This window comes from Allobosea lupini (assembly GCF_900109525.1).
Taxonomy (GTDB): domain Bacteria; phylum Pseudomonadota; class Alphaproteobacteria; order Rhizobiales; family Beijerinckiaceae; genus Allobosea; species Allobosea lupini.
Map to the genome: position 1 here is coordinate 918,769 of NZ_FOAN01000001.1, position 25,135 is coordinate 943,903.

The following is a 25,135-nucleotide window of genomic DNA, read 5'->3' on the forward strand; positions in this document are numbered from 1 at the left end:
TTCACAACCCGGAGCAGCTGACTCGCTCCTTTGGCGCAATCCTCGGCTGCAATCGAAACGACATCGGGGTGTCGCAGCAGCCGGGTGAAACGGAAACCGGCGGAAGGAGAACGGCGTGGTGCAGCAGACCGACGAGATCGAAGCTCACCAGCCCGAGTGGCCGCCGAAACGCCGCTCGCCCTTGCACGCCTTCCTTGAAAGCGGTGCGGCGGCCGGTGTCCTATTGGTCTTCTCCGCCGCTCTGGCGTTGATCATCGCCAATTCGGCGCTCGGCCCGGTCTATTTCAAGCTGCTGGAGGCGAAGGTCGCCGGCCTTTCGATCCTGCACTGGATTAACGACGCGCTCATGGCGCTGTTCTTCCTGCTCGTCGGGCTGGAGATCAAGCGCGAGTTCATCGAAGGCCAGCTCGCAACCTGGAGCCGCCGCGCCCTGCCGGCTCTGGCTGCGCTGGGCGGCATGATCGCGCCCGCCTTGATCTATGCCACGCTCGCCCGCAGCGACCCTGAAGCCTTGCGTGGCTGGGCGATCCCCGCTGCCACCGACATCGCATTTGCGCTCGGCGTGCTCGCCATCCTGGGCTCGCGCGTGCCGGTCTCGCTCAAGATCTTCCTGACCGCGCTCGCCATTCTCGACGATCTCGGCGCGATCCTGATCATCGCCCTGTTCTATTCCGGCGATCTCTCGCTGCCGATGCTGGCCGGCGCCGCCGCCTGCCTCGCCATCCTGATCGCGCTGAACCTGCGCGGCGTCCGCCTGCTGCCGCTCTATCTCGCCATCGGCGCCGTGCTCTGGTTCTTCGTGCTGAAATCCGGCATCCACGCCACGCTCGCCGGTGTCGCGCTGGCGCTGACCATCCCGCTCGGCGGCCGTGGCAAGGAGAGCGACGAGCCCGAGCATTCGCCGCTGCACACGCTGGAGCACCGGCTCCACCCCTGGTCATCCTATTTCATCGTGCCGGTCTTCGGCTTCGCCAATGCCGGCGTCTCGATCGCCGGCATGTCGCCCTCGCTCCTGCTGACGCCAGTGCCGCTCGGCATCGTGCTCGGACTTTTCCTCGGCAAGCAGATCGGCGTCTTCGGCTTCGCCTGGCTTGCGGTGCGGCTCGGCCTCGGCACCATGCCAGCCAAGGCGACATGGGCGCAGCTCTACGGCGTCTCGCTGCTCTGCGGCATCGGCTTCACGATGAGCCTGTTCATCGGGGCGCTGGCCTTCGCGAACAGCGCCGCGCTCAACGACGCCACCAAGATCGGCGTGCTCGCCGGCTCGGCGCTGTCGGCGGTGATCGGCTATGTCGTGCTCCATCTCGCCGGCCGGCATCTGGTCAAGGAGGATGTGCCCGTGGCGGCGATCGCTCCACAAAAGCGAGCCCGCTGAGGCGATCTGACGATCACACAATCACCGCAGCTGCGGCGGAACCAAGGCGGCGCCTCGACGTTGTCTGCGCAGTGGCGGAGGTGGCAATGGGCTTCAGTCTTCTGGAAATCTCGATCGTGATGGGGTGCATATCGCTGCTCGGCTTCCTGATCGCCGATAATCTGGCCTGATTCGATCCAACCGCAGGCGGGTCAGCTCGCCTGCATCAGCCGCCGCAGCCGTTCGCGGCCAGCGGCTCTGATGTGATCGCGGGCGGCAGCCTCCGCCCTGATCGGATCGCGAGCTTCGATCGCCGAGACGATCGCGTCATGCTCGGCATGGGCCTGTCCCGCCCGATCTGCATCGAGCAATGTCGAGGAGCCGAGCAGCGCACGCGCATCGCGCAGCGCGTTCAGGGCCTTCAGCAGATATCGGTTATGCGCGGCGCCATTGAGTGCTGAATGGAAGCGCTCATTGTGGCGCGCCAGCTCCTGCGGGCGGGTGAGCAGCCCAGCCTCGATCGCGTGCAGATCCCGCATCAGCGCGACATCGCCCTCGGAGGCGTGGCGCGCGGCGAAGGCGGCGACAGTTCCCTCCAACACCTCGCGCATCGCATAAAGCTCGGACACCGCCTGATGGTCGAGCGTCATCACGACGAGCGTGCGCGAATCGCGGGTGAAGAAGCCTTCGGCCTCGAGCCGGCGGACCGCCTCGCGCAAGGGCGTACGGCTCATCTCCAGACGGGTGGCGAGATCCTCCTCGCGCAGGCGCATGCCCGGCCTGAGCTCGCCGGCGTCGATCGCCTCGCGCAGGCGCGCATAGGCCTGGCCCGCGAGCGAGCGTACCGGCTGGACATCGGCGAACACCGTCAAACTGCGCCCTCTCCCATTCCTTCAGGCCCGATGCCCTGATCGCCCGGCCCTGCGCCGAAATCAACGCTTGCCTCTGCGGCTCAATTCAGCATACTTCGGTATACTGACAAATCAAAACAATGTGGGAGGCATCATGTCACGCCGGTTTCCAAGGTTCCTGCTCGCTGCCGCATTCGCCGCGCTGCCGGCCATCGCCGCGAAAGCGCAGGACTGGCCGAGCAAGGCAATCACCATGGTCGTGCCTTATGCCGCCGGTGGCGGCACCGACGTGATCGCCCGGGCGGTGGCGCAGAAGCTGCAGGATCGGCTCGGGGTCGGCGTCGTCGTCGAGAACCGTGCCGGAGCCGGCGGCAATCTCGGCACCACGGCCGCGGCGCAGGCCCCGGCCGACGGCTACACAGTGCTGATCAGCAATATCGGCCCGATGGCCGTCAATCCGAGCCTGTTCAAGAACCTGAAGCACGACCCGGCCGAAGTGCTGGAGCCGGTGACGCTGATCGCCAAGGCGCCGCTGCTTCTGCTGGTCCACCCTTCGGTCAAGGCCAACTCGGTCGCGGAATTGGTCGCGCTCGCCAAGGCGCAGCCGGAGGGGCTGACCTATGGCACCGCCGGGCACGGCTCGGCCAACCACATCGCCACTGCGCTGTTCGAGCTGATGGCAGGCGTCAAGCTGAAGCACGCTCCCTATCGCGGCGCCGGCCCGGCGCTCAACGACCTGCTGGGCGGCCATATCCCGATGATGTTCGCGACGCTGCCCTCGGCGATCGGCCATGTGAACGGCGGCGGCCTCAAGGCGCTCGCCGTCACCACGGCCGAGCGGGCTCCGGCGCTGCCGCAGGTGCCGACGCTCGCGGAAGCCGGCGTGCCCGGGTACGAGGCGAGCGGCTGGTACGGCGTCTTCGTGCGCAAGGGCACAGCGCAGGCGATCGTCGACAAGCTGCGCAGCGAGGTCGCGACCATCATCAACCTGCCGGAGGTGCGCAGGAACCTGGAGCTGGAAGGCGCCCAGCCGATCGGCAATACGCCCGCCGAGTTCGCCGCCTTCGTCAAGGCCGAGCGCGAGAAGTGGTCGAAGGTCGTCGCCGAGGCCGACATCAAGATCGAGTGACGCCTCCTCGTCCCCTTTCCCTTTCATCACTTCCGGACTGACGCCGACATGACCGACGCAACCTCACCTGCCCTGCGCCTGCTCGTCCTCGAAGGGGATGGCATCGGTCCCGAGATCGCGGCGGCGACCTGCAAGGTGCTCGACGCGGCAAGCAAGCTCTTCGGCTTCGGGCTCGCTTTTGAGCGTGCCGAGATCGGCTTCGCGGCGCTCGCCAATCAGGGCACGACCTTCCCCGAGACCGTGCTCGCGGCGGCAAAACGGACGGACGGCGTCATCCTCGGCCCGGTCTCGCACAACGAGTATCCGCCGGCCGAGAAGGGCGGGCTCAATCCATCCGGGCAGCTGCGCAAGCGGCTCGACCTCTACGCCAATATCCGCCCGGCCCGCTCCCGCGAAGGTTTCGCGCCGCGCTGCGGCAAGCCGCTCGACCTCGTCATGGTGCGCGAGAACACGGAAGGCTTCTATTCCGACCGCTCTATGCATCTCGGCCCCGGCGAGATCATGCCGACGCCGGACCTCGCCATGTCGTTCCGCAAGGTGACGCGGCAGGCTTCCGTACGCATCGCCGAGAGCGCCTTTGCACTGGCCCGCCAGCGTCGGCGCAAGGTCACGGCCGTGCACAAGGCCAATGTGCTGCGCATCTCCGACGGGCTCTTCCTCGAATGCGTGCGCTCGGTGGCCGAGCGTTATCCCGATGTCGCATACGAGGAGAAGATCATCGACGCCATGGCTGCGCTGCTGGTGCGCGACGCCAGCGTCTTCGACGTCATCGTCACCACCAACATGTTCGGCGACATCCTCTCCGACCAGGCCTCGGAAATCTCCGGCAGCCTCGGCCTCGCCGCTTCGCTCAATGCCGGCGAAGATCACGCGGTGGCGCAGGCCCAGCACGGCTCGGCGCCTGATATCGCGGGTCGCGACCTCGCCAACCCGGCCTCACTGATCGGCTCGGCCGCGATGCTGCTCGCCTGGCTCGGCGAGCGGCGGCAGGCCCCTGCCCTGCTGCAGGCCGGAGAGGCTATCGAGCGGGCGATCGACCTGACGATCAAGGCGCCGGAGCTGCGCACGCGCGATCTTGGCGGCCCGCTCGGTACGCGAGCCTTCGCGGAACAGGTTCTCGGCATGCTGGCAGAGGCCGCAGAGGCGGCCTGACTCTGGCGCAATCGGCGGTCCCACGGAGGTCATGGCAAGGCGGGAACGTCCCGCCTGCTCGCGGATTGAGAGGAGGCGCTGCCAGGGCCGGGGCGCGGCCGGAGCCTAACGATGCAGACTGCCGATCATTCCGTAACCGCGATCAAGCGCCTTGCCTGCGACCTCCAGAAATGGCCCTCCTCCCTGACTGCCAAGGCGCTCGCCCGTACGGCGAAACGGGCCGGCAGCTGCGCGGACGAGCTCGCCCCCTATTTCGAACGAATTCATCTGGCGGCCACCGATCTGCTGAAACCGGGCGGCAGGCCCGATCCGACCTATGCCGAACTGCGGCAGGCGGTGGCGATCCTCGACACGGTCGCCAAGGTCAGACGGCAGACAAAGAGCCGGCTGCAATAATCTGCCAGATCAACAGAAAAGCCCCCGGCTTTCGCCGGGGGCTCGTGATGTCGACCGGCCGAAGCCAGGATCAGATGTCCTGGTCGCCCTGCAGGGCGGCGACGGCCGCCGGGCCGAGGCCATCCTTGTTGTAGATGTCATCGCGGAACTGCACGCCGCCGTCGGGCGTGGCCCAGGCGGTGATGTAGACCCAGTAGCACGGCACCGGATTGGCGATGCGGGCATTGACGCGCTCGCCAGACGCAATGGTCTCGTCGATCTTGGCGCGATCCCAGCCGGGCGTCTCCTTGAGCAGGAAGGCGATGTAGTCGCGCACGTTCTGGACGCGGATGCAGCCCGAGGACACGAAGCGGTAATCGTCGCCGAAGATGCCCTTCGACGGCGTGTCGTGCATGTAGACGCCGTGCGGGCTCGGAATGTTGATGCGCACGAAGCCGAGCGAGTTGAACTCGCCGCCCGGATCCTGGCGGAAGGTGTATCGGGTCGCCTCGTCCGAGCGCCAGTTGACGCGCTCGGGCGGGATCTCGCCATTGGGACCGATGATGCGGATCTTGTTCTCGGTGAGGTAGGTCGGCTCCTTCTGCATCTTCGGGATCAGATCCTTGCGGATGATCGAAGCCGGAACCGTCCAGGTCGGGTTGAAGTTGACCTCGGGAATCTTGGTCTGCAGCAGCGGCGACTGGCGGTCGATCTTGCCGACGCCGGCGGCATGGCGGGTCGCGACATGGCCGTTCTCGACCGTCTCGACCGCAGCGGCCGGGATGTTGGCGACGACATAGCGGTTGCCGAGATTGCCCGACCAGGTGCGCAGGCGCACGATATTGGTCTCGAGCTGGCGGATGCGCCGGTCGACCGGCACGTTGAGCGCCGCCAGCGTCGCGCGGTTGATGCTGCCGGTGGTCGACAGGCCCATGCGCGACTGGAAGCGGCGCACGCCGCCCTCGACGTAGGAGTCATAGATATTGCTGTCACCGGCCGAGGCGTCGAGATCGCCGGTGATGATCAGCCGCTGGCGCAGGGCGACCACGCTCGGACCGCGCGAACCGACGGAAAGCCGCTCGCTGACCTGCAGCGTCGGCCAGCCGCCGCGCGCGGCGATCTCGCGATAGGTCTCGACGGCCTGCTCGGTCGCCGCCAACGCGGCCGGGGAGAGCATCGGGGTCGAAGAGCGGTGGACGGCATTGCGCGAGCCGGCATCGTAGCTCTGGCGCCACTCGGCCTGCTGGGCGAAGGCCGGCAGGCTCGCGCCGGCGGCAGCAGTCGAGAGCAGGGCCAGAACCGTCTCGCGGCGGGTCAGGCGGATATTCGGCATCGATCGTTACCCCTTGGACTTCGCAATATCATCGGAGCGGGACGCGATCCGCCCCTTCGGCCGGGCATTTGCCACGGCCGGTCGCTGGGGACGATCCCTTACCACAGTTAACACGGTATGATGAGCGCGGCATTTTTGGGGCGGCGATGCGTCGCGCTCACGCGGGTTTGATCGCTGTGGCCGAAGGGAAATCGCTGTTGCCGTAAAGAAACAGGCGCGCGCCCCGGCCGGGAGGCCGAAGCGCGCTGCGGGGGATACTGTCGAGACCGGGCCCTTGGCCCGGCGCTCAGAGCTTGTAGCGGATCTGGTCGGTCCAGAAGCGCTCGAGGCGCAGCAGGGCGTTGTTCATCCGCTCGAAATCGTCGGCCGCGATGCCGCCGATCTGCTCGACCGTGCGGACATGCTTGTCGTAGACGCCCTTGACGATGTGATGCACCTCGCGGCCCTTGTCGGTCAGGCTGATGCGCACCGAGCGGCGGTCGATCCGCGAACGGGCATGATGGAGGAAGCCGAGCTCGACCAGCTTCTTGACATTGTAGGAGACGTTCGAGCCGAGATAGTAGCCGCGGGTGCGCAGCTCGCTGGCCGAGAGCTCGGCGTCACCGATATTGTAGAGCAGCAGCGCCTGCACGCTGTTGACGTCGTCGCGGTTGCGACGCTCGAACTCGTCCTTGATCACGTCGAGCAGCCGGCGATGCAGCCGCTCGACCAAGGTGAGGGACTCAAGGTAAAGCGGCTTCACCTTGAGCTGAACCTCGTCAGATGCGGCCGGCTCCACAGTCTTTACATTGCTCTTCATGGTAATATCCCGCCTGTTGATGACCGGCCAGGATTGTCTCCCGGTCCGCTTCTGAGAGACACCATAGGCGGAGCCGATGAAAACGAGTTTAAATATCAGGATGAATCAGGGATTTACCCATTTGGGTGAATCCGAAATGAACCGCAAATCCCTTAAGCTAAAGCGATTCTTACTATCGCCCAGCGTATTCGAGGCAGGCGCGCGTCTCAGGGTTCCTGGTTCTCGGCGGCCCAGGTGGCGAGGAAATAGGCCAGCATCAACGCGACATAGGTGCCGATCAGCGCCGGCGACAATGTCAGCCAGCGCGGAAAGAAGAAGCCGAGCAGCAACTGGCTGACGGCAGCGAGCAGCCAGAGCACGCCGCCCCAGGTCGCGGTCAGCCAGAGGCCGACGCCGGCGACGAGATCGAAGACCGCGAAATAGACGGTGATCGCCTGGAAGGTCAGCGGGCGCGTCTCGAAAGCGGGGCCGGGCTCGAACACCAGTCCGAGCCCAAGGATCGTCATCCAATGCATCAGGCCCTTGCCGATCCAGACCACCGAGAGCAGGCGCAGCAGCCAGACCAGCAGCAGGCGCCAGCGAACCCGGCGCTTCACCTCACCCGCCTGCCCCGGGCCGCGCAGAACCTCGCCGTCGCGTATCGTCATTTCAGCCGCCCAGCGCCAACTCGGCCGCGCCGAGCGGAGCGAAATAGGCCGCCACATCAGCCGGATCGAGTTCCTCCAGCGTCCGCGGCCGCCAGGACGGGGCCTGGTCCTTGTCGATCACCACGGCGCGCACGCCCTCGTAGAAGTCATGGCCATGCGGGATCCGCGAGACGATACGGAATTCGAGCTGCATCGCCTCGGCGAAGCCGAGCGAGGCGCCGCGGCGCATCTGCTCGAAGGCAATGGCGACGCTGGTCGGCGACTTCGCCCGGATCGTGGCGAGCGTCTTGGCGGCGAAGGCATCGCCAGCCGCTGCCTTCGCGTCGAGCCGGCCGAGGATATCCGGCAGTGTCGCGGCGCCGAAGCAATGCGCGATCGTCGCGCGCTCCGGTGCGAGCTTGCCCGGCCCGGGATCGACCGCGAAACCGGCGATCGTCGCATCGACAGGCTCGGAGCCGGTCAGGGCCTCGGCGAGCTCGGCCATGCGGGCCGAGGGAACCGCCTGCGTCGCCAGCGCGAGCGCCAGCGCATCGGCCTGGCCGACGCGGTCTCCGGTCAAAGCGAGATAGGTGCCGGCGTGATCAGGCAGGCGCGGCAAGGCATAAGTCGCACCGACATCGGGAAAGAAGCCGATGCCGACCTCGGGCATGGCGAAGAGCCAGCGCTCGCCGGCAACACGGTGGCTGCCATGCAGGGAGAGGCCGACGCCACCGCCCATGACGATACCGTCGACCAGCGCGATGTAGGGCTTGGGATAGCTCTGGATCCGGGCGTTGAGGATGTATTCCTCGCGCCAGAAGGTCAGCATCTCGTCATGCTGACCGGCCTTGCCGAGATCGTGCAGCGAGCGGATATCGCCGCCGGCGCAGAAAGCCTTCTCGCCCGCTCCGGTGACGACGATGCGCGTCACGGCAGGATCGTGCTCCCAAGCATCGAGCGCCTTGGCCAGCTCGCGCACCATGGGAAGATTGAGCGCGTTCAGCGCCTTCGGCCGATTGAGCACGACGAAGCCGGCGCTGCCGCGGATGTCACAGATGATCTCGGGCGCGTCCGACATGGCGTTCTTTCGTCTCGTTCGGCTTGAGGGCGTGTTTGGGCGCTGGCCGGGTGGCTGTCAACGCGGAGCGCCGCACGATGCGCCTTGGTAAAGCGCGGCCGGAGCCGGGTTGGCCATGCGACCATCGCGCCTGTTTTGGACGCCTTCCGATATGCTAAGGGATCGCCGGCAAGCCACTATCGCATTCACGGCGGAGGCGTCGATGACTTCCCGGGCACAGCCCCTCTCCGCGCCGCGGGCCGCAAGCTCCGCAGCCGATTCGCTCGGCCTCACCCGCCGCATGCGCCGCAACCGCAAGGCCGAGTGGTCGCGCCGGCTGGTGCGCGAGAACCGCCTGACCAGCGACGACCTGATCTGGCCGATCTTCCTGATCGATTCCGCGGAAGCCGTCTCGCCTGTCGCCTGGATGCCGGGCGTCGATCGTCTCAACATCGACGAAGCCGTGCGCCAGGCCGAGGCGGCGGCCACGCTCGGCGTTCCCGCCATCGCACCTTTTCCTTATGTCGACCGGACCTTGCGCGACGCGACCGGCTCGGAAGCGCTGAACAGCCGCAACCTGATGTGCCGGGCAGTCCGCGCGATCAAGGCGGCGGTGCCGCAGATCGGCATCATCTGCGACGCGGCGCTCGATCCGTATACCTCGCATGGCCATGACGGCGTGATGGATGGCGAGCGCATCCTGAACGACCCCAGCGTCGGCATCCTCGTCCGGCAGGCGCTCGCTCTCGCCGACGCCGGCGCCGATTTGATCGCGCCCTCCGACATGATGGACGGGCGCGTCGGCGCGATCCGGGCCGCGCTCGACGCCGGCGGCCACGAGGACGTGCAGATCATGGCCTATTCGGCCAAATACGCCTCGGCGTTCTACGGCCCGTTTCGCGACGCGATCGGCACCAACGCCACGCTGATCGGCGACAAGCGCACCTACCAGATGGACCCGGCCAATAGCGACGAGGCCATCGCCGAGGTCGCGCTCGATCTCGAGGAGGGCGCCGACATGGTGATGGTCAAGCCCGGCCTGCCCTATCTCGACATCATCGCGCGGGTGAAGGACACGTTCTCGGTGCCGACCTTCGCCTACCAGGTCTCCGGCGAGTACGCGATGATCATGGCGGCGGCCAATAATGGCTGGCTCGACGGCGACAAGGCAATGCTGGAGAGCCTGCTCGCCTTCAAGCGCGCCGGCGCCGACGGCGTGCTGACCTATTTCGCGCCGAAGGTCGCGAAGATGCTGAAGGAGCGCGGCTGAGCTAGCCCGGCAGGCGATAGACCGAGACGTGCGAGCGTGACTCCGCCGTGAAGGGCGCCCCGTTCCAATCGGCATGCCGGCTTTCAAGCGCAAAGCCGGCAAGCTCAGCCATCAGGTCGAGCTCCGCCGGCCAGATGTAGCGGTGCGGCGAGCGGAACAGCTCCGCCTTCTGGCCTTTGCCAAAGCGGACATGGTGCGAAACCAGCTGCTGATTCAGTACGTCATAGGTATCGAGGCCGATATAGCCGGCCTCGGACTGCCAGACGACGGCCTGTTGCCCGGGCGGCAGCTTGCGCAGCTCCGGCACCCACAGCTCGATCACGAAACGGCCTCCGGGCGAGAGATGGCGCGCCGCATTGCGGAAGCAGGCCACCTGCTGCGCCTGCGTGAGCAGGTTCGAGATCGTGTTGTAGACGAGGTAGACGAGCGAAAAGCTGCCCGGACAAGTCGCCGTCGCCATGTCGCCGCGGACGACGGGAATCGTGGCTTCATCGACCTTGGCCCGCAGCTCGGCGATCATCGCAGGCGAGAGCTCGATGCCCGCCACCGGCACGTTCCGCTGGGCGAGCGGCACGGCGACGCGGCCGGTCCCGATCGCGAATTCGAGTACCCTGCCGCCCTCCGCCAGTTGCGCCAGTCGCTCGACCGCCGGATCCAGCACCTCCGGCGAGAACATCCCGGTTCCCGGCGTGTCATAGGTCCTGGCCGCGTCGGCGTCCCAGATCTCGTCCTGCTGCATGCCGGATGTCCCGCTGCGTGCCCGTGCTGGCTGTGCTCCAGCGCGGATCGGATGTGCATCGTCCTGTCGATTTATCAAGCCCTGCGATTGCTCGCCCGGCGCGCGTGCCGCGAGTTCCAACCTCCTGGTTCTCGCGCTAGCGTGCGCCACGATGCGCGCCCTGTTCACGTCGATTCTGCTCTGTCTCGCGCTCGCCGCCTGCGGGCGCTTCGATACCGATCAGATTCGCGCCTGCCGGCTCGCGATCCCGGCGCTGAACCCGACCGACACCGTCATCACCATCGAGGGCACCGGCAGCGGCCCGCGTGCCGACATCCTGCGGATCGTCTACCGGGCGCAGGCGCCGGACGAGCCCCCGCGGCAGCGCACCATCGACTGCATCTTCGCCGGCGAAGGGACCGCGCTGCAGCGCGGCGCGCTGGCGGGCCTCGCCTCCGACGGCGTGCCGATGACCGATGCCAGCTTCCTGCTGCTGCGGCGCTTCTATCTCGAATACAAGGCGGAGCCGCCCGTCGATCCCGGCATGTCGCCCGGAGCCGATCTCGTCACCGTACCGCCCGGCCTCGCCTATGGCCTCCAGCAGGGTCTGGCCGCCCTGCCCTCGGCCGCGATCTACGCGCTGCTCGCCAGCGCCTATGCGCTGATCTACGGGCTCAACGGCCGCATCCTGCTGACCTTCGGCGAATTCTCGGCGCTTGGCGCACTCGCCGCGGTGGTCGGTGTGGCGCTGACCCTGTCGCTTTCGGTCTCGACGCCGGTCTCCGGCCTGTTCATCGCCTTTGCCGTCGCGATCGTCGTCAGTGCGCTGCACGGCTTCGCCATGGGCCGTTTCGTGCTGCGCCATCTCGACAAGAGCAACGGCCAGCAGGTGCTGATCGCGACGATCGGGCTCGCCATCGCGCTGTCGGAATACCTGCGCCTCGCCCAGGGCGCCGAATTGCGCTGGCTGCCGCCGGTGTTCAACGAGCCCATGCCGCTGGTGCGGGCCGAGCAGTTCATCGTCACCGCAACGCCGGTCTCGCTCGCCATGGCCGGGCTCGGCTTCTGCGCCGCGACCTGCCTCATCCTCTATCTCGCCCGCTCGTCCTATGGCCGGGCCTGGCGCGCAGTCTCCGACGACGCCAGGACCGCCTCGCTGTTCGGGATCGATCCGCGCGCAGTGCACGACCGGGCGCTGATCATCGCCTGCGCCATCTGCGGCGCGGCCGGCGTCATCGTCACGGTGATCTATGGCGGCATGGGGTTTTCAGGCGGCTTCACGCTCGGCCTCAAGGCACTCGTCGCCGCGGTCCTGGGCGGCATCGGCTCGGTGCCCGGCGCCTGCCTGGGCGGCCTCGCCATCGCCGCCTTCGAGGTGCTGTGGTCGGCGACGATGCCGCTCGAACAGCGCGACATCGCAGTCTATAGCTTGCTCGCCGTGACGCTGATCCTGCGCCCCGGCGGCTTCTTCGGCGACGGCGCGCTGACGCCGCGCCAGGTCTGAAAACGACACGACGGGGTAACGGATGGGCAGCGGCTTCGCGATCAGCTTCGCCGATATCGAGGCGGCTGCGCAGACCATCGCAGGCCATGTGCTGAAGACGCCGCTGATGCCGGCGCCGCGCCTGTCGGCCCTGACCGGTGCCGAGGTTTTCGTCAAGCACGAGAACATGCAGGCGACCGCCTCCTTCAAGGAGCGCGGCGCGGTCAACAAGCTGCTGAGTCTGAGCGAGGACGAGAGGCGTCGCGGCGTCATCGCCATGTCGGCCGGCAACCATGCCCAGGCCGTAGCCTACCATGCGCGGCGCTTCGGCATCCCGGCGACGATCGTCATGCCGGAGACGACGCCGCTGGTGAAGGTGGAGAATACGCGTGCCCATGGCGCCGAGGTCGTGCTGTTCGGCGAGACGCTCTACGAGTCCACGCAGAGGGCGCGCGAGATCGCCGAGCAGAAAAGCCTCGTTTTCGTCCACCCCTATGACGACGCGGCTGTGATGGCCGGCCAGGGCACCGTCGCGCTGGAAATGCTGCGCGAGGTCCCCGAACTCGACACGCTGCTGATCCCGCTCGGTGGTGGCGGGCTGATGGCCGGCAACGCCATCGCCGCCAAGGCGCTGAAGCCGTCGATCGAGATGATCGGCGTCGAGGCGGCGCTCTATCCCTCCTTCCACAATGCCGTCGATGGCGCCGACCTGCCGATCGGCGGCGCGACGCTGGCCGAGGGCATCGCGGTCAAGACCGTCGGCGCGCAGACCCTGCCGGTGGTGAAGGCGTTGGTCTCCGACATCGTGCTGGTGAGCGAGGACCTGATCGAGCGCGCCGTCAATGCCTGCGCGACGCTGCAGCACACGCTGGCCGAAGGCGCGGGCGCCGCCGGCCTCGCGGCTATGCTGAAGGAACCGGAGCGCTATCGCGGCCGCAAGGTCGGCCTCGTGCTCTCGGGCGGCAATATCGATGCGCGCCTGCTCGCGGCGATCATGGTACGCGAGCTCGAGCGCGAGCAGCGCATCGCCGCATTCCGCCTCACCGCCAGCGACCGGCCAGGGCTGCTCGGCAAGGTCGCGAGCCTGTTCGGCACGCTCGGCGCCAACATCCTGGAGGTCAGCCATGGCCGGCTCTTCCTCGACGTTCCCGCCAAGGGCGTGATGCTCGACGTCACCATCGAGACTCGCGACGAGGCGCACACCGCCGCGATCGAAGAGGCGCTGCGCCAGGAAGGCTTCGCGCCGCGGCGGATTTACCCCCGCGGCCTTGCGGAACCGGCCGGCTGATCAAACATTATTGTCCGGTGGGCCATCCTGGCCCCTGAGCAATGAGGAATTCAACGTCGATGTCGAACCCGTCCTATCGCCAGCCGCCGATCGTCGCGCTGGAGGACCGGCCGCTGCAGGATACGCGCGGCGTGCTCGGGTCGCGCCTGTTCGCCTGGATCGGCGACGTCGTCGTGCTGTTCATCCTGGGCAGCATGGTCTGGTTTCTGCTCGCCATCCTCGGCATCGTCACCTTCGGCCTGACCTGGCTGCTGATGGGCGGCGCGACGATCGCGGTCGCGCTCGGCTATGCCGCCATCACCATCGGCGGGCGCAAGCAGGCGACGCTCGGCATGCGCATGGCCGGCCTGCGGGTCGAGACCGCCTCTGGCGGCCGACCCGATGCGCTGGCTGCCGCCGTGCACGCGCTTTTCTTCTATGTCGCGGCTGGCACGGTCGGCCTCTGGTTCCTCGATGTCGCCTGCGGGCTGGTGCGCGAGGACCGGCGCCTCGGCCACGACATCCTGACCGGGCTCGTGGTGGTCCGCGCCTGAGCCGATCTCAAAAGCGATAGCGCAGCAGCAGGCCGATGCGGGCCAGCGGCGGGATCAACGAGAAGAACTGCATCGTAAAGCGTGCCGGCCATGACATGCGAGCGATCTGGGCGGGATCGTAACCATCAGGGTCGTAGGCCGTCATTTCGGTCACCAGTTCCAGTCCCGGCACCTGCCGCTCGAGTTCGCAGGGATCGTCGAGCGACCAGTGCAGCGCCGCGCCGGTCGCCTTGATCGAGGGCTGCATCGCGATCAGCCTGAGGCCGAACGGACTATAGGCGTCGAAGACGATCTCCGCGCTCGGGGAGCGCTGAACCAGCCGCTCCAGCAGCAATGGCACCTCTTCTTCGGGCAGATAGAGCAAAAGCCCCTCGGCCACGATCATCGTCGGGCGATCCCGCGGCAGCCCGGCGATCCAGCCTGGCTCCGTCACCGACGAGCCGATCAGATGATAGCCGTCGCGCGCCGGGTAGAGCTTTTGCCTGAGCGCGATGACATCCGGATAGTCGATGTCGTACCAATCGACACCGGCCGGCGGATCGATCCGGAAGACGCGGCTGTCGAGCCCGCAGCCGAGATGCAGCACCAGAGCCTCGGGGTGCCTGCCGAGAAAATCGCGTGTCCAGCCATCGAGCGCGTGAGCACGCATGGCGAGGCCGACCATCAGGTCGCGGTTGACCTTGAGCCTGGCGAAATCATAGTCGATGCGAGTTGCAGCCTCGGCGGCGAAACGATCCTTGAGCAGGGAATCGGGCAGCAGGCTCTCGCCGGCCTTGGCCCAGAGCGTGATCAGCAGGGTTTCCTTCTCGCGGGTCAACGCGACCGTCTCGGCCTGCATCGCATCACCCCCGCCTCTGGGGTCTCAAGGGAATCCCTGCGAGCGCAAGCTAGCACTGATTCAGGGGTTATCCCATGCGGAGTGGCCGCTCCCGGCTTCCCGCTTGTTGCCGCCGCACCGGCTGCTAAACTCAGGTTCAATTCGGCGGTTCCGGAGCCTGCCTGACGTGACACGTCCCTTGCGGGATGCCCCGCAATTCTACCTGACCTCGCCGACGCCCTGCCCCTACTTACCGGGCCGCGAGGAGCGCAAGGTGTTCACCCATCTCGTCGGGGCGCGGGCGCGCGACCTCAACGACGTACTCTCGCAAGGCGGCTTCCGGCGCTCGCAGAGCATCGCCTATCGGCCGGCCTGCGAGACCTGCCGGGCCTGCATCTCTGTCAGGATCGTCGTCGCCGACTTCCGGCCTTCGCGCACCTTCCGCAAGATCCTCTCTCATAACAGCGACCTGATCGGCGAGGCGCTGCCGCCGCAGCCGCGCTCGGAGCATTATTCGCTGTTCCGCGGCTATCTCGACGACCGCCATCCCGATGGCGGGATGGCGACGATGTCGGCGCTCGACTTCGCCATGATGGTCGAGGATACCCATGTCGAGACCAGCCTGATCGAATACCGCCGGCGCAGCCCTGACAGCGGCTTCACCGGACGAGGCCAGGGCGACCTCTTCGCCTTCGCTTTGACCGACCGGCTGAGCGACGGGCTCTCCATGGTCTATTCGGTCTATGACCCCGCCCTCGAAGCGCGATCGCTCGGCACCTTCATGGTGCTGGAGCATGTCGAGCGCGCCCGCAAGCTCGGCCTGCCTTACGTCTATCTCGGCTACTGGGTCGAGGGCTCGCCGAAAATGGCCTACAAGGCCCGCTTCCTGCCGCAGGAGCGGCTGATGCCGCAGGGCTGGGAGCGCGTGGGCTGACAGGTCGGCGCGTCATTCTCGGGCGAAGCGAAGCGCAGACCCGAGAATCTCAGGACGAGAAGGCGCTGACAGGAGCCCTTCTGGCATGAGATGCTCGGGTCAAGCCCGAGCATGACGAAAGTCACGATTTAAATCGTTTAATGCGCGCGACTGCGCTGCAAAATCCGCACTTGCCTGCTAGCCCGCCGCTGCGCAAGGTGCCTGCAAGGCCGCCGAAACGGCCGCACCGGAGGAACCATGACGGACACGCTGACCGAGCGCCTCGAACGCTGCTACACCGGCATCATCCACGATACGATGCGCGCCATGGGGCTGAAGGACTTCACCTTGCCGCCGGCGCTGCGCCCGCTGCTGCCCGGCGTGAAGCTCGCAGGCCCGGCCTTCACCGTCGAGGGCAAGACCGGCGAGTTCGATGCGCACGAGACCCTGCTCGGCTGGACCGGACTGCTCTCCGCCGCCAAGCCCGGCCATGTCTGGGTCTGCCAGCCCAACACCGAAGAGGTCGCGCTGATGGGCGAGCTCTCGGCCGAGACGCTGAAGAACAAGGGCGTGCGCGGCTGCGTCATCGACGGCCTGTCGCGTGACACCGAATTCATGGTCGAGATGGGCTTCCAGGCCTATTTCAAGGCCTATACCCCGCGCGATATCGTCGGCGTCTGGCTGCCCAAGGCGGTCGACGAGCCGATCAAGATCGGCGACGTCTGGATCCGGCCCGGCGACTACATCCTCGCCGACCGCGACGGCGTCGTCCGCATCCCCCTGGAGATCATCGAGGAAGTGCTGGAGAAGTCCGAGACCGCGATCTCGGCCGAGAACAAGGTGCGCACCGCGATCCTCGCCGGCACCGACCCGCAGCAGGCCTATCTGCAGTTCGGCAAGTTCTGATGTCCCAGCACGATCCCCGCCTGATCCTGCTAGACCCGCGCGACAACGTCTTCGTCGCGCGCACCCGCCTGCCGGCAGGCGAGCCGATCGAGACCGGCATGGGCCCGGCGGTGATCGACCGCGACATCGCGCTCGCCCACAAGATCGCCCGGCGCGCCATCGCGCCCGGCGAGAAGATCCTGAAGTACGGCGCGCCGATCGGGGTGGCGACAAAGGCGATCGCTGCGGGTCACCATGTCCATGTCCAGAACATGAAGAGCGACTACACGCCGACCTATCATCTCGAGGACGAGCGCAAGGCGGGAGCGGCGGAATGAGCGGACTGCAAGGCTATCTCCGCAGCGACGGCCGCAAGGGCATCCGCAACGTCGTCGCCGTCGCCTATCTGGTCGAATGCGCCCACCATGTCGCGCGCGAGATCGCCCTGCCCTGGCGCGAGCATGAGGTGCACGCCATCGGCTTCCCGGGCTGCTATCCCAACCCCTACGCCGAGAAGATGATGGAGCAGCTCTGCACCCATCCCAATGTCGGGGCGGTGCTGCTGGTCTCGCTCGGCTGCGAAAGCTTCAATAAATATGCGCTGGAGCGGGCGGTGCGCGCCACCGGCCGGCCGGTGAAGACCATCGTGATCCAGGGCACCGGCGGCACCCGCGCCTCGATCAAGGAGGGCCGCGGCTGGGTCGAGGAGCAGCGCATCGCGCTCGACGCTGCCGAGACCGTGCCGATGCAGGTCAGCGAACTGGTGATCGGCACCGTCTGCGGCGGCTCCGACGGCACTTCCGGCATCACCGGCAACCCGGCGGCGGGTCGCGCCTTCGACCAACTCATCGCCGAGGGCGCCGCCTGCATCTTCGAGGAGACCGGCGAGCTGATCGGCTGCGAGCACATCATGGCGGAGCGCGCGATCACGCCCGAGCTCGGTGTCGAGCTGGAGAAATCTGTGGCCAAGGCGGCGCGCTACTATGCGACGCTCGGCTACGGCTCCTTCGCCGCCGGCAATGCCGAGGGCGGGCTCTCGACCATCGAGGAGAAGTCGATGGGCGCCTATGCCAAATCGGGGGCGTCGCCGATCTCCGGGCTTCTGAAGCCAGGCGACGTGCCGCCGCGCGGCGGGCTCTATCTACTCGACGTGGTGCCGGACGGCGAGGTCCGCTTCGGCTTCCCCAATATCAACGACAACGCCGAGATCGCAGAGCTGATCGCCTGCGGCGCGCATTGCGTGCTGTTCGTCACCGGGCGCGGCTCGGTGGTAGGCTCGGCGATCTCGCCGGTGGTGAAGATCTGCGCCAATCCGGAGACCTATCGCCGGATGAGCGACGATATGGACGTCGATGCGGGCCGTATCCTCGAGGGCCGAGCCAGCCTCGACGAGGTCGGAACCGAAATCCGCGATCTCGTCGTCTCGCTGGCTCAGGGCGGGCGGACGAAGTCTGAGGAGCTCGGCCATCAGGAGTTCATCCTGACCTACAAGAGCTTCGAGCCGCTCGGCCCGGCCTGCCTGCCGGCCGCATAAGCCAAGTTGCCTTGCAGCCATCCTTGCCCCCTCCCCGAGCCCGGAACTAACCTTGAGTCACCGGGGACGGGCAGGATCGAGATCACGGCGCTCGCGTCACCGCGCTTCTCGCACAATGCGCTGATCGATCTCGGGCTGGCGATGCCGAACTCGACCAGCCAGGGCCGCACCCTGCCCAACGCCATCATCGGCCCGTTGACCATGGCGGCGCTGGAGCGCGCCATCATCGCGCAAAGCGCCCTCAACCGGCGCGCCGACGCCAACAAGGCACGCAGGCACGGTGCCGCCGTTCGCTAGATCGACGCTCCTGGCCTCATCGGCCCGGGATCACCGGGACGCCCGATATCAGCAGGAGTAGCCATGGTTGTCGCAATCGCTCCCGGCACCGCCACGATCACCGCCAACAAGGGCTTCCTGGTGACCTACAAGCTCGGCGACCACCGCAACAATCCGTTTCCCCCGCGTCAGACCAATGCCGTGACGCATTCACCGAACGTCCTGCTCATGGCGCGGCGGGACGAGGGCTTCCTCGCCCATTTCGTCGCCAGGGAACGCGGCACGACGGTGAATCATCTGGCACAGATCGGCTGGCACATCATCTGGCATGGCATGCTGGGCTGGGCCACACCGACCGCCAAGCGGACAGTCGCCATGGTGACGTCGCGCATCGATATCGGCCAGCCGACCACCGACGCGGTAGACAACACCGCTTTCCCGAAATCAGCCGCGATCGCCAAGAACCCGCAGCGGCCGACCTGCAACGAGCAGGACGGCACCGCCTTCGACTGGGGCTATGGGTCGGGCGCGCGCGAGCCGGTGAGGGTTGAATCGACCGCGCGCACCGGCAACCTGCCGAGCGTCTTCTTCCCGGCGCCGTAGATCGTCACGCGGCCGGCGCAGTCCAGCTCGTCGTCCAGGTCTCGCTGAGCGTCGCCCTTGGCGTGCGCAGGAAGATGCGCAGATCGGTGCTCTCGCCGGGCCGGAGCGTGACATCGACGATGACGCGGAAGCCTTTCGCCGCGAAGTTCGGATCGATGGTCGCCCGGGCGACCGTGCCGGTGGACACCGTCGCGACCACGGAGACGCGCTTGGGGTCGGACAGATAGTATTCGAGATCGCCGGCGTTGAAGTCGACAATGAAGCGCCGCTTCGCCAGCCCTGCGGCTGCGTCGAGCTCCTCGCGAGCGGCGATGCTGCTCTGGACTTGCGCCATTGCGTGCAGGGTCTCGGTCGTCGACACCGTGGTGATGCGATAGCTCAGCTCGGTCGGCTGGCCGCTCGGCAACGGCGTCTTCGGCGTCCAGCAGCAGACGATGTTGTCGAACTCCTCGCCCTGGGTCGGGATCTCGATCAGGTCGACGCGGCCCTCGCCCCAGTCGCCCGACGGCTCGACCCAGTAGCCGGGGCGGGCGTGGTAATGCGCCTCCAGATCTTGGTAGTGGCCGAATTCGCGGTCGCGCTGGATCAGGCCGAAGCCGCGCGGGTTGCGATCGTGGAAGGATGAGATCGTCAGCGCCTGCGGATTGCGGATCGGCCGCCAGATCCATTCTCCCGCACCGGTCTTCAGCATCAGCCCGTCGGAATCGTGGACCTCGGGCCGGAAATCGGTGCGTTGCTCCCGGTCGCCCTCGCCGGCGAGGAACATCGAGGTCAGCGGCGCGATACCGATGCGCTCGATCGTCCGGCGCGGCACGATCGTCGCCGTGACGGCGACGCTGGTCTGCTGACCGGGGGTGACGACATAGCGGAAGGCACCGCTGACGGACGGCGAATCCAGCAAAGCGTAGATGACGAGATCGACGCTGTCGGGCTGCGGCTTATCCAGCCAGAGCGCGCGGAAGAACGGAAACTCCTCGGCCTGCTCGCCACCGACATCGAGGGCGAGCGAGCGAGCCGAGAGACCATAGCGGTGGCCGCGTCCCAGAAAGCGGAAATAGCTGGCGCCAAGGAACGAGATAACCTCGTCCTGCACTTTCAGATCATTCAGCGTCGTGGTGACGGCGAAGCCGGCGAAGCCGAGCGAGACCGGCAGCTTCTGCGGAACCTGGGCCTTGCCATACTCGAACAGCGCCATGTTGAACGGCAGCGGAATCGCATTGCCGTCGCTGATCACATGGATCGGTACAGGCTTGTCGTGCAGGAAGCCGAGGTGGAATAGGTGAAGGCGGTAGTCAGAGCCGCCATCCTGCCAGAGCGCCTTCTCGCGCCGGAACCTGATCTCGCGATAGCTGTCATAAGTCAGCGATGTCAGCGCATCGGGAACGGCGGGGGCGCTGGTGTCGAACGGACGGGCCGCGAGCTCGCGGGCCTGGCGGACGACATCCTCATAGCCGAAATTGCCACGCCGTGGCTCGACAGTCGGCGCGGCGGCCGGCGGGCGGCCATCCTGGGAGCGGAGGGGCGTGGCGAGCCCGATCGAGCCCAAGGCAGCCAGCAACGTCCGGCGCGACAACCCAGTTACTGCATCGCCCGAGCCATCGACGAGTAAACGCCTGTGCGCGTCAGATCGGCTTGTCATCATGCTCCGCATCATGGGCTGTGTCGATGGCCGCAGAAGGACGGCAACCTGCCAACGTGAGCCGGGCGAGGATGTTCCGCCCGCGACGACCAAAGCCATATATCTTTGGTTGTATAAATATAAAACTGCAATCTAAAGATTGCCCTCTTGACCCTTAAATACTGGCGATTCTTCGGCCGGCTTAAGACTAAATCAAATGGCGCTGGGTAAAGTCTGCCAGGTCCCGCAAACGTGATACTTCGCCGGAAGCCACGCCGATGCTCAACACTCTGACCCGCATGCCCGCGGACATGTCGTCGGACTCCCGACGCAAGCTGCTCAATGCGGTGACGGATTTGTTCCTGCTCGATGCCGACCCAAGCGAGGAATCGAAGGATCACTACGGCGACATCGCGCTGCGTTCGTTGCCGCATCTCGATGCCGACGGCCGCCGCGAATACGCTGACTCGGTTGCCGCGACCGGAACGCTGCCGCGGCAGGTGGCGGTGACGCTGGCTAACGATGCGGATGCCGACGTGGCGCGGCTGGTGCTCAAGCTCTCCCCGGTCCTGACCGACACCGACCTGGCAGCCATCGCCGTCAGCCAGACGCAAACCCATCTCGCGGCGATCGCAGAACGCGCCCGCCTGTCCGAAGGCGTGACCGATATCCTGGTCGAGCGCGGCGACACGACGGTGCTGCGCACGGTCTCCGGCAATGAAGGGGCGCAATTCTCCGACCACGGCTTCGACCGGCTGCTGCAACGCGGCGGCGACGATGCGGGCGTAGGCGAAGCACTCTCACGCCGCTCCGACCTGTCGCCGCAGCGGGCCCAGCGCGTGCTGCGCATCGTGGAGCAGATCTCCGACCAGTCCGAGCGCAACGAGGAAACCGAGACCCTCGCGAAGCAGGCGCGCCAGCAAAGGCTCGAGGTCAAGCTGCTGCTCTCGGACCTGCGCGCGAAGACCCGCACGCTCGACGACGTCGTCACGATGCTGGCGGAGGAGGATCGCGCATTCCACCTCGCCCAGGTGATCGCGACCAGCGCCGAGGTCACCAACGAGCAGGCGCTGCGCGTGCTGATGCAGCGCGACGTCAGCGGCATCGCCGTGCTGGCGCGCATACTGGAACTCGGCAAGCACAGCTTTCACGCCATTCTGGAGCTGCGCGCACGACGCCTCTATTTCAAGGCCAAGGACATCGAGGACGATCTCAAGGACTATGAGCAGCTCGACATGGCTACCGCCGAACGGACGATGCGGTTCCTGCGCCTGAAGACCAAGCTGAGCTGACGACCTGGTGTCGCGCCACAAAAGCGCGACAATCCCACCTTCACCTGCTATGCCATGAGCATGATCCCGGTCATCGGCACCGCACGCATGAAGCTACTTTCAGCCGGCGCAGCCTTGGCCGCGCTGCTCGCGACCGGCGCCACGGCGCAGGCGCAAGCCTTCCTGCCGCTCTCCGGCTTCGGCGTCCTGCCCTCCTTCGCCTGGTCGCAGCCGACCCTGTCGCCCGGCGGCGTCAAATGGGAAGGCTCCTATGCCCGCATCTCCAGCGGCTTCCAGGTCACCAGCTCGAAGCATTACGGGACGTCCGCCGGACCGGTGATCGGGCTGGAAGCCGGCAAGATGTGGCGCGACGGCGACTTCGTCTACGGCATCGCCGGAGCGCTCGAATTCTCCCCCGCTTTCGGCGGCTACGCCAATCCCGGCTTCAACCGCGCAACTTATACCCGCGACATCGCCGGCGCGTTCCAGGTCAAGGCCGGCGTGTTCGCGACACCGGACGTGCTGCTCTACACCAAGGTCGGCCTGGCGGCAGCCAACGAGACCTTCCGCTATGGCGCGACCTCGTTCTCGGCGCCGTTCTCGCGCTCCGACATCGCCGTCAGGCCGGAGGCGCGCGCCGGCGTCGAATGGGCGGTCACCGACAAGATAACGCTCGGACTCGAAGTCGGCGTCGTCGGACCGGCGATGCGCTGAGGATGCGATTCAAGACGCTGGCGAGTTGATTCAAGCTGTCGCCCCAAGCCTTTGAAGTACGGTCATTCTCGGACGAAGCGAAGCGCAGCCGCGAGAATCTCGTGACGGTACGGCCAAGGCAGCCGCTTCAGGCCTGAGATGCTCGGGTCAAGCCCGAGCATGACGTCCTGCGTCAGCCCCCGAACTTGTTGTTCTTCGGGAAGCCCTTGGGCGGCAGGCGGCCTGCCTCGGCGCGGTGGCCGAGCCATTCGAGCAATTCGGCCTGCGCCACCGTCCAGGTCCGACCGGAGGTGTCGAGCCAGGTCAGCCCATCCTCCAGCTTGAAGACCTTGGCGTCCGACAGGCCGCCATCCTTGTAGCGCTGCAGCCTGACACCCTTGCCGCGCCCCATCTCCGCAACCTCGGAGAGCGGGAAGCAGAGCAGCTTGCGGTTCTGGCCGATGATCGCGACATGGTCGCCTTCGGCCGGCACCGCCAGCATCGCCTCCATCGGCGCCTCGACGTTCAGCACCTGCTTGCCCTTGCGGGTGTTGGCGACGACGTCGTCGGTCGGAACGACGAAGCCGCGCCCCTCGGTCGTCGCAACCAGCAGTTTCAGGCCCGCCCGGTAGGGGAACGCGGCGACGATCTCGGCGCTCTCCTCCAGCTCGATCATCAGCCGGATCGGATCGCCGAAGCCACGCCCGCCGGGCAGCTTCGAGGCTTCCAGCGTGAAGACCTTGCCGTTGGTCGCCATCACCAGGATCTTGGACGTCGTCTCGCTGAAGAAGGCGGTGCGCAGACCGTCGTCCCCCTTGAAGGACAGGGTCGAGAGGTCCTGGACATGGCCCTTCAGCGCCCGGATCCAGCCCTTCTTCGAGATCACCACCGTCACCGGCTCGCGTTCCACCATGGCCTGGGTCAGGTCGATATCGGTGGTGTCCGGCATGTCGGCGAAAGTGGTGCGGCGCTTGCCGATCGCCGTCTCCGGGCCGAACAGCTTCTTCACCTCGCGGATGTCCCAGGAGATGGTCTTCCACTGCTGGGCTTCGGAGGCGAGCAGCCCTTCGATCTGGCCCTTCTCCTGGGTCAGCTCGTCGAACTCGGTCTTGAGCTGCATCTCCTCCAGCTTGCGCAAGGCGCGCAGGCGGGTGTCGAGGATGGCGTTGGCCTGGACCTCGTTGAGCGCGAAGACCTTCATCAGCTCGATCTTGGGCTCGTCCTCCTCGCGGATGATTTTGATCACCCGGTCGAGATCGAGATAGACGATCAGGAGGCCCGCGAGGATTTCAAGCCGCTTGTCGATCTGGCCGAGACGGAAGCGCGAGCGCCGCTGCAAGACCTCGCGGCGGTGGTCGAGCCAGGCCCGCAACGCTTCAGCCAGGCTGAGCACGCGCGGCACGACGCCGCCGGTCAGCACGTTCATGTTCATCGGAATGCGCGATTCCAGCTCGGAGAGCCTGAACAGCGATTCCATCATCAGGTTGGCGTCGACATTGCGGGCGCGCGGCTCGATGACGACGCGGATGTCCTCGGCCGACTCGTCGCGCAGGTCCGCGACCAGCGGCAGCTTCCGGTCGCCCAGCAATTCGGCGATCTTCTCGATCAGCCGGCCCTTCTGGACTCCATAGGGGATTTCGGTGACGACGACGAACCAGGTGCCGCGCCCCTGGTCCTCGACATGCCAGCGCGCCCGCGTGCGGAAGCCGCCACGGCCGGTGCGATAGGTCTCGGCCATCGACGAGCGCGTCTCGACGATGATGCCGCCGGTCGGGAAGTCCGGCCCGGGCACGAAGGTCATCAACTGCTCGGACGTCGTGTCCGGATGCTGGATCAGATAGAGCGCCGCGTCGCAGAGCTCGGCGGCGTTGTGCGGCGGGATCGAGGTCGCCATGCCGACCGCGATGCCCTGCGAGCCGTTGGCGAGCAGGTTCGGGAAGGCGGCCGGGAGCACCATCGGCTCCTCGTCCTCGGCATTGTAAGTCGGACGGAAATCGACCGCGTCCTCCTCGATGCCGTCGAGCAGGAGGCGCGCGACCTCGGTCATGCGTGCTTCGGTATAGCGGTAGGCAGCGGCGTTATCGCCGTCGATATTGCCGAAATTGCCTTGCCCGTCGATCAGCGGGTAGCGCTGGGCGAAATCCTGGGCGAGGCGGACCAGCGCGTCATAGACCGACTGGTCGCCATGCGGGTGAAAGCCGCCGATGACGTCGCCGACGATCTTGGCGCATTTGCGGTGGACGACGTCGGGGTTCAGGCGCAGCAGGCGCATCGCATAGAGAATGCGGCGATGGACCGGCTTCAGCCCGTCGCGCGCATCCGGCAGGGCGCGATGCATGATCGTGGAGAGCGCATAGGCGAGGTAGCGCTCCTCGAGCGCGCTCTTCAGATCGACGCGTTCGGCTTCCTCCTCCGGAGGCGGCTCGACGGGTTTGCCCATGCTTCTATCAACCTAGTTCGACACGCAGCCCAGAGAAGGGGCCAACACCGGTCCATACCTCGCGAGGCGAGGGAATAAGGGCCCGAATCACTTGATGCAACGATGCAGCCGGGATGC

General features: G+C 66.7%; 25 protein-coding genes. 16 read left to right on the forward strand and 9 right to left on the reverse strand.

Translation table 11 applies throughout. From position 1 onward, the window contains the following. Positions 1-115: 115 nt before the first annotated feature. The gene (gene nhaA, locus BMZ21_RS04500) at positions 116-1,375 is read left to right on the forward strand and encodes a Na+/H+ antiporter NhaA (protein ID WP_425285402.1); all 1,260 of its coding nucleotides are present in this window, start codon (positions 116-118) and stop codon (positions 1,373-1,375) included. Between the two features lie 191 nt (positions 1,376-1,566). On the opposite strand, the gene BMZ21_RS04505 is transcribed toward nhaA, so the two are convergent. Continuing rightward, positions 1,567-2,220 carry a GntR family transcriptional regulator gene (locus BMZ21_RS04505; protein ID WP_244543713.1) on the reverse strand — a complete coding sequence of 218 codons (654 nt, stop codon included), beginning with the start codon at positions 2,218-2,220 and terminating at the stop codon, positions 1,567-1,569. 139 nt (positions 2,221-2,359) lie between these two features. Between BMZ21_RS04505 and BMZ21_RS04510 the strand changes: the two genes are divergently transcribed. The 3 genes from BMZ21_RS04510 to BMZ21_RS04520 all read left to right on the forward strand — a co-directional run bounded on the left by BMZ21_RS04510 (position 2,360) and on the right by BMZ21_RS04520 (position 4,882). Further along, positions 2,360-3,334 carry a Bug family tripartite tricarboxylate transporter substrate binding protein gene (locus tag BMZ21_RS04510; RefSeq protein ID WP_091830107.1) on the forward strand — a complete coding sequence of 325 codons (975 nt, stop codon included), beginning with the start codon at positions 2,360-2,362 and terminating at the stop codon, positions 3,332-3,334. A 48-nt stretch (positions 3,335-3,382) separates the two neighbouring features. Further along, on the forward strand, positions 3,383-4,486 hold the full coding sequence (locus tag BMZ21_RS04515; RefSeq protein ID WP_091830109.1) for an isocitrate/isopropylmalate dehydrogenase family protein: 1,104 nt from the start codon (positions 3,383-3,385) through the stop codon (positions 4,484-4,486). Positions 4,487-4,597: 111 nt separating this feature from the next. After that, complete coding sequence (locus BMZ21_RS04520) at positions 4,598-4,882, forward strand: hypothetical protein (protein ID WP_091830111.1); 285 nt, start codon at positions 4,598-4,600, stop codon at positions 4,880-4,882. Between the two features lie 70 nt (positions 4,883-4,952). On the opposite strand, the gene BMZ21_RS04525 is transcribed toward BMZ21_RS04520, so the two are convergent. The 4 genes from BMZ21_RS04525 to BMZ21_RS04540 all read right to left on the reverse strand — a co-directional run bounded on the left by BMZ21_RS04525 (position 4,953) and on the right by BMZ21_RS04540 (position 8,697). Further along, the gene (locus tag BMZ21_RS04525) at positions 4,953-6,194 is read right to left on the reverse strand and encodes a L,D-transpeptidase family protein (RefSeq protein ID WP_091830113.1); all 1,242 of its coding nucleotides are present in this window, start codon (positions 6,192-6,194) and stop codon (positions 4,953-4,955) included. 286 nt (positions 6,195-6,480) lie between these two features. Then, the gene (gene ldtR, locus BMZ21_RS04530; protein ID WP_057192211.1) at positions 6,481-6,993 is read right to left on the reverse strand and encodes a transcriptional regulator LdtR; all 513 of its coding nucleotides are present in this window, start codon (positions 6,991-6,993) and stop codon (positions 6,481-6,483) included. Between the two features lie 206 nt (positions 6,994-7,199). Continuing rightward, positions 7,200-7,640, reverse strand: coding sequence for a DUF6163 family protein (locus tag BMZ21_RS04535; protein WP_091830115.1), 441 nt, complete (start codon positions 7,638-7,640; stop codon positions 7,200-7,202). 1 nt (position 7,641) lies between these two features. Further along, positions 7,642-8,697 (reverse strand): enoyl-CoA hydratase/isomerase family protein, encoded by a 1,056-nt coding sequence (locus tag BMZ21_RS04540; protein WP_091830117.1) that lies wholly within the window; start codon positions 8,695-8,697, stop codon positions 7,642-7,644. 202 nt (positions 8,698-8,899) lie between these two features. Between BMZ21_RS04540 and hemB the strand changes: the two genes are divergently transcribed. After that, positions 8,900-9,946, forward strand: a complete 1,047-nt coding sequence (hemB, locus tag BMZ21_RS04545; protein WP_091830119.1) for a porphobilinogen synthase — start codon at positions 8,900-8,902, stop codon at positions 9,944-9,946. Between the two features lies 1 nt (position 9,947). Here the strand turns inward: hemB and BMZ21_RS04550 are convergent, their stop codons facing one another. Continuing rightward, entirely contained in the window at positions 9,948-10,685 is a 738-nt protein-coding gene (locus BMZ21_RS04550; RefSeq protein ID WP_091830121.1) for a class I SAM-dependent methyltransferase, read from the reverse strand. A gap of 151 nt (positions 10,686-10,836) precedes the next feature. On the opposite strand from BMZ21_RS04550, the gene BMZ21_RS04555 reads away from it, so the two are divergent. From BMZ21_RS04555 to BMZ21_RS04565, 3 genes are read left to right on the forward strand one after another with little or no spacing between them, the layout of a single operon-like run. Beyond that, a complete protein-coding gene (locus BMZ21_RS04555; protein ID WP_158673521.1) occupies positions 10,837-12,168 on the forward strand; it encodes a branched-chain amino acid ABC transporter permease in 1,332 nt (443 codons plus the stop codon). 22 nt (positions 12,169-12,190) lie between these two features. Next, positions 12,191-13,435: a threonine ammonia-lyase gene (locus BMZ21_RS04560; protein ID WP_091830124.1), complete on the forward strand. Its 1,245-nt coding sequence runs from the start codon at positions 12,191-12,193 to the stop codon at positions 13,433-13,435. A 59-nt stretch (positions 13,436-13,494) separates the two neighbouring features. Beyond that, positions 13,495-13,968, forward strand: coding sequence for an RDD family protein (locus BMZ21_RS04565; protein ID WP_158673520.1), 474 nt, complete (start codon positions 13,495-13,497; stop codon positions 13,966-13,968). 7 nt (positions 13,969-13,975) lie between these two features. On the opposite strand, the gene BMZ21_RS04570 is transcribed toward BMZ21_RS04565, so the two are convergent. Beyond that, complete coding sequence (locus BMZ21_RS04570) at positions 13,976-14,806, reverse strand: class I SAM-dependent methyltransferase (protein WP_091830128.1); 831 nt, start codon at positions 14,804-14,806, stop codon at positions 13,976-13,978. A 166-nt stretch (positions 14,807-14,972) separates the two neighbouring features. Here BMZ21_RS04570 and BMZ21_RS04575 point away from each other — a divergent pair, with 166 nt between their 5' ends. From BMZ21_RS04575 to BMZ21_RS04595, 6 genes are all read left to right on the forward strand, one after another. Further along, positions 14,973-15,719 (forward strand): arginyltransferase, encoded by a 747-nt coding sequence (locus BMZ21_RS04575; RefSeq protein ID WP_091830130.1) that lies wholly within the window; start codon positions 14,973-14,975, stop codon positions 15,717-15,719. 237 nt (positions 15,720-15,956) lie between these two features. After that, complete coding sequence (locus tag BMZ21_RS04580) at positions 15,957-16,604, forward strand: RraA family protein (RefSeq protein ID WP_091830132.1); 648 nt, start codon at positions 15,957-15,959, stop codon at positions 16,602-16,604. After that, positions 16,604-16,921, forward strand: coding sequence for a UxaA family hydrolase (locus tag BMZ21_RS04585; RefSeq protein WP_091830134.1), 318 nt, complete (start codon positions 16,604-16,606; stop codon positions 16,919-16,921). Before BMZ21_RS04580 ends, BMZ21_RS04585 begins: the two co-directional genes overlap by 1 nt. Then, on the forward strand, positions 16,918-18,117 hold the full coding sequence (locus BMZ21_RS04590) for a UxaA family hydrolase (RefSeq protein ID WP_091830136.1): 1,200 nt from the start codon (positions 16,918-16,920) through the stop codon (positions 18,115-18,117). Before BMZ21_RS04585 ends, BMZ21_RS04590 begins: the two co-directional genes overlap by 4 nt. A 141-nt stretch (positions 18,118-18,258) precedes the next feature. Then, a complete protein-coding gene (locus BMZ21_RS30235) occupies positions 18,259-18,414 on the forward strand; it encodes a hypothetical protein (protein WP_167561521.1) in 156 nt (51 codons plus the stop codon). A 63-nt stretch (positions 18,415-18,477) separates the two neighbouring features. Continuing rightward, a complete protein-coding gene (locus tag BMZ21_RS04595; RefSeq protein ID WP_091830138.1) occupies positions 18,478-18,996 on the forward strand; it encodes a hypothetical protein in 519 nt (172 codons plus the stop codon). 4 nt (positions 18,997-19,000) lie between these two features. Here BMZ21_RS04595 and BMZ21_RS04600 read toward each other — a convergent pair whose 3' ends face one another. Next, complete coding sequence (locus tag BMZ21_RS04600) at positions 19,001-20,554, reverse strand: OpgD/OpgG family glucan biosynthesis protein (protein WP_244543690.1); 1,554 nt, start codon at positions 20,552-20,554, stop codon at positions 19,001-19,003. Between the two features lie 338 nt (positions 20,555-20,892). Between BMZ21_RS04600 and BMZ21_RS04605 the strand changes: the two genes are divergently transcribed. Together BMZ21_RS04605 and BMZ21_RS04610 are read left to right on the forward strand one after the other, a co-directional pair. Next, positions 20,893-21,906 carry a DUF2336 domain-containing protein gene (locus tag BMZ21_RS04605; protein ID WP_091830140.1) on the forward strand — a complete coding sequence of 338 codons (1,014 nt, stop codon included), beginning with the start codon at positions 20,893-20,895 and terminating at the stop codon, positions 21,904-21,906. A gap of 54 nt (positions 21,907-21,960) precedes the next feature. Then, a complete protein-coding gene (locus BMZ21_RS04610) occupies positions 21,961-22,599 on the forward strand; it encodes an outer membrane protein (RefSeq protein WP_091830142.1) in 639 nt (212 codons plus the stop codon). A 172-nt stretch (positions 22,600-22,771) separates the two neighbouring features. Here the strand turns inward: BMZ21_RS04610 and parC are convergent, their stop codons facing one another. After that, complete coding sequence (parC, locus tag BMZ21_RS04615; protein ID WP_091830144.1) at positions 22,772-25,018, reverse strand: DNA topoisomerase IV subunit A; 2,247 nt, start codon at positions 25,016-25,018, stop codon at positions 22,772-22,774. Positions 25,019-25,135 lie beyond the last annotated feature (117 nt).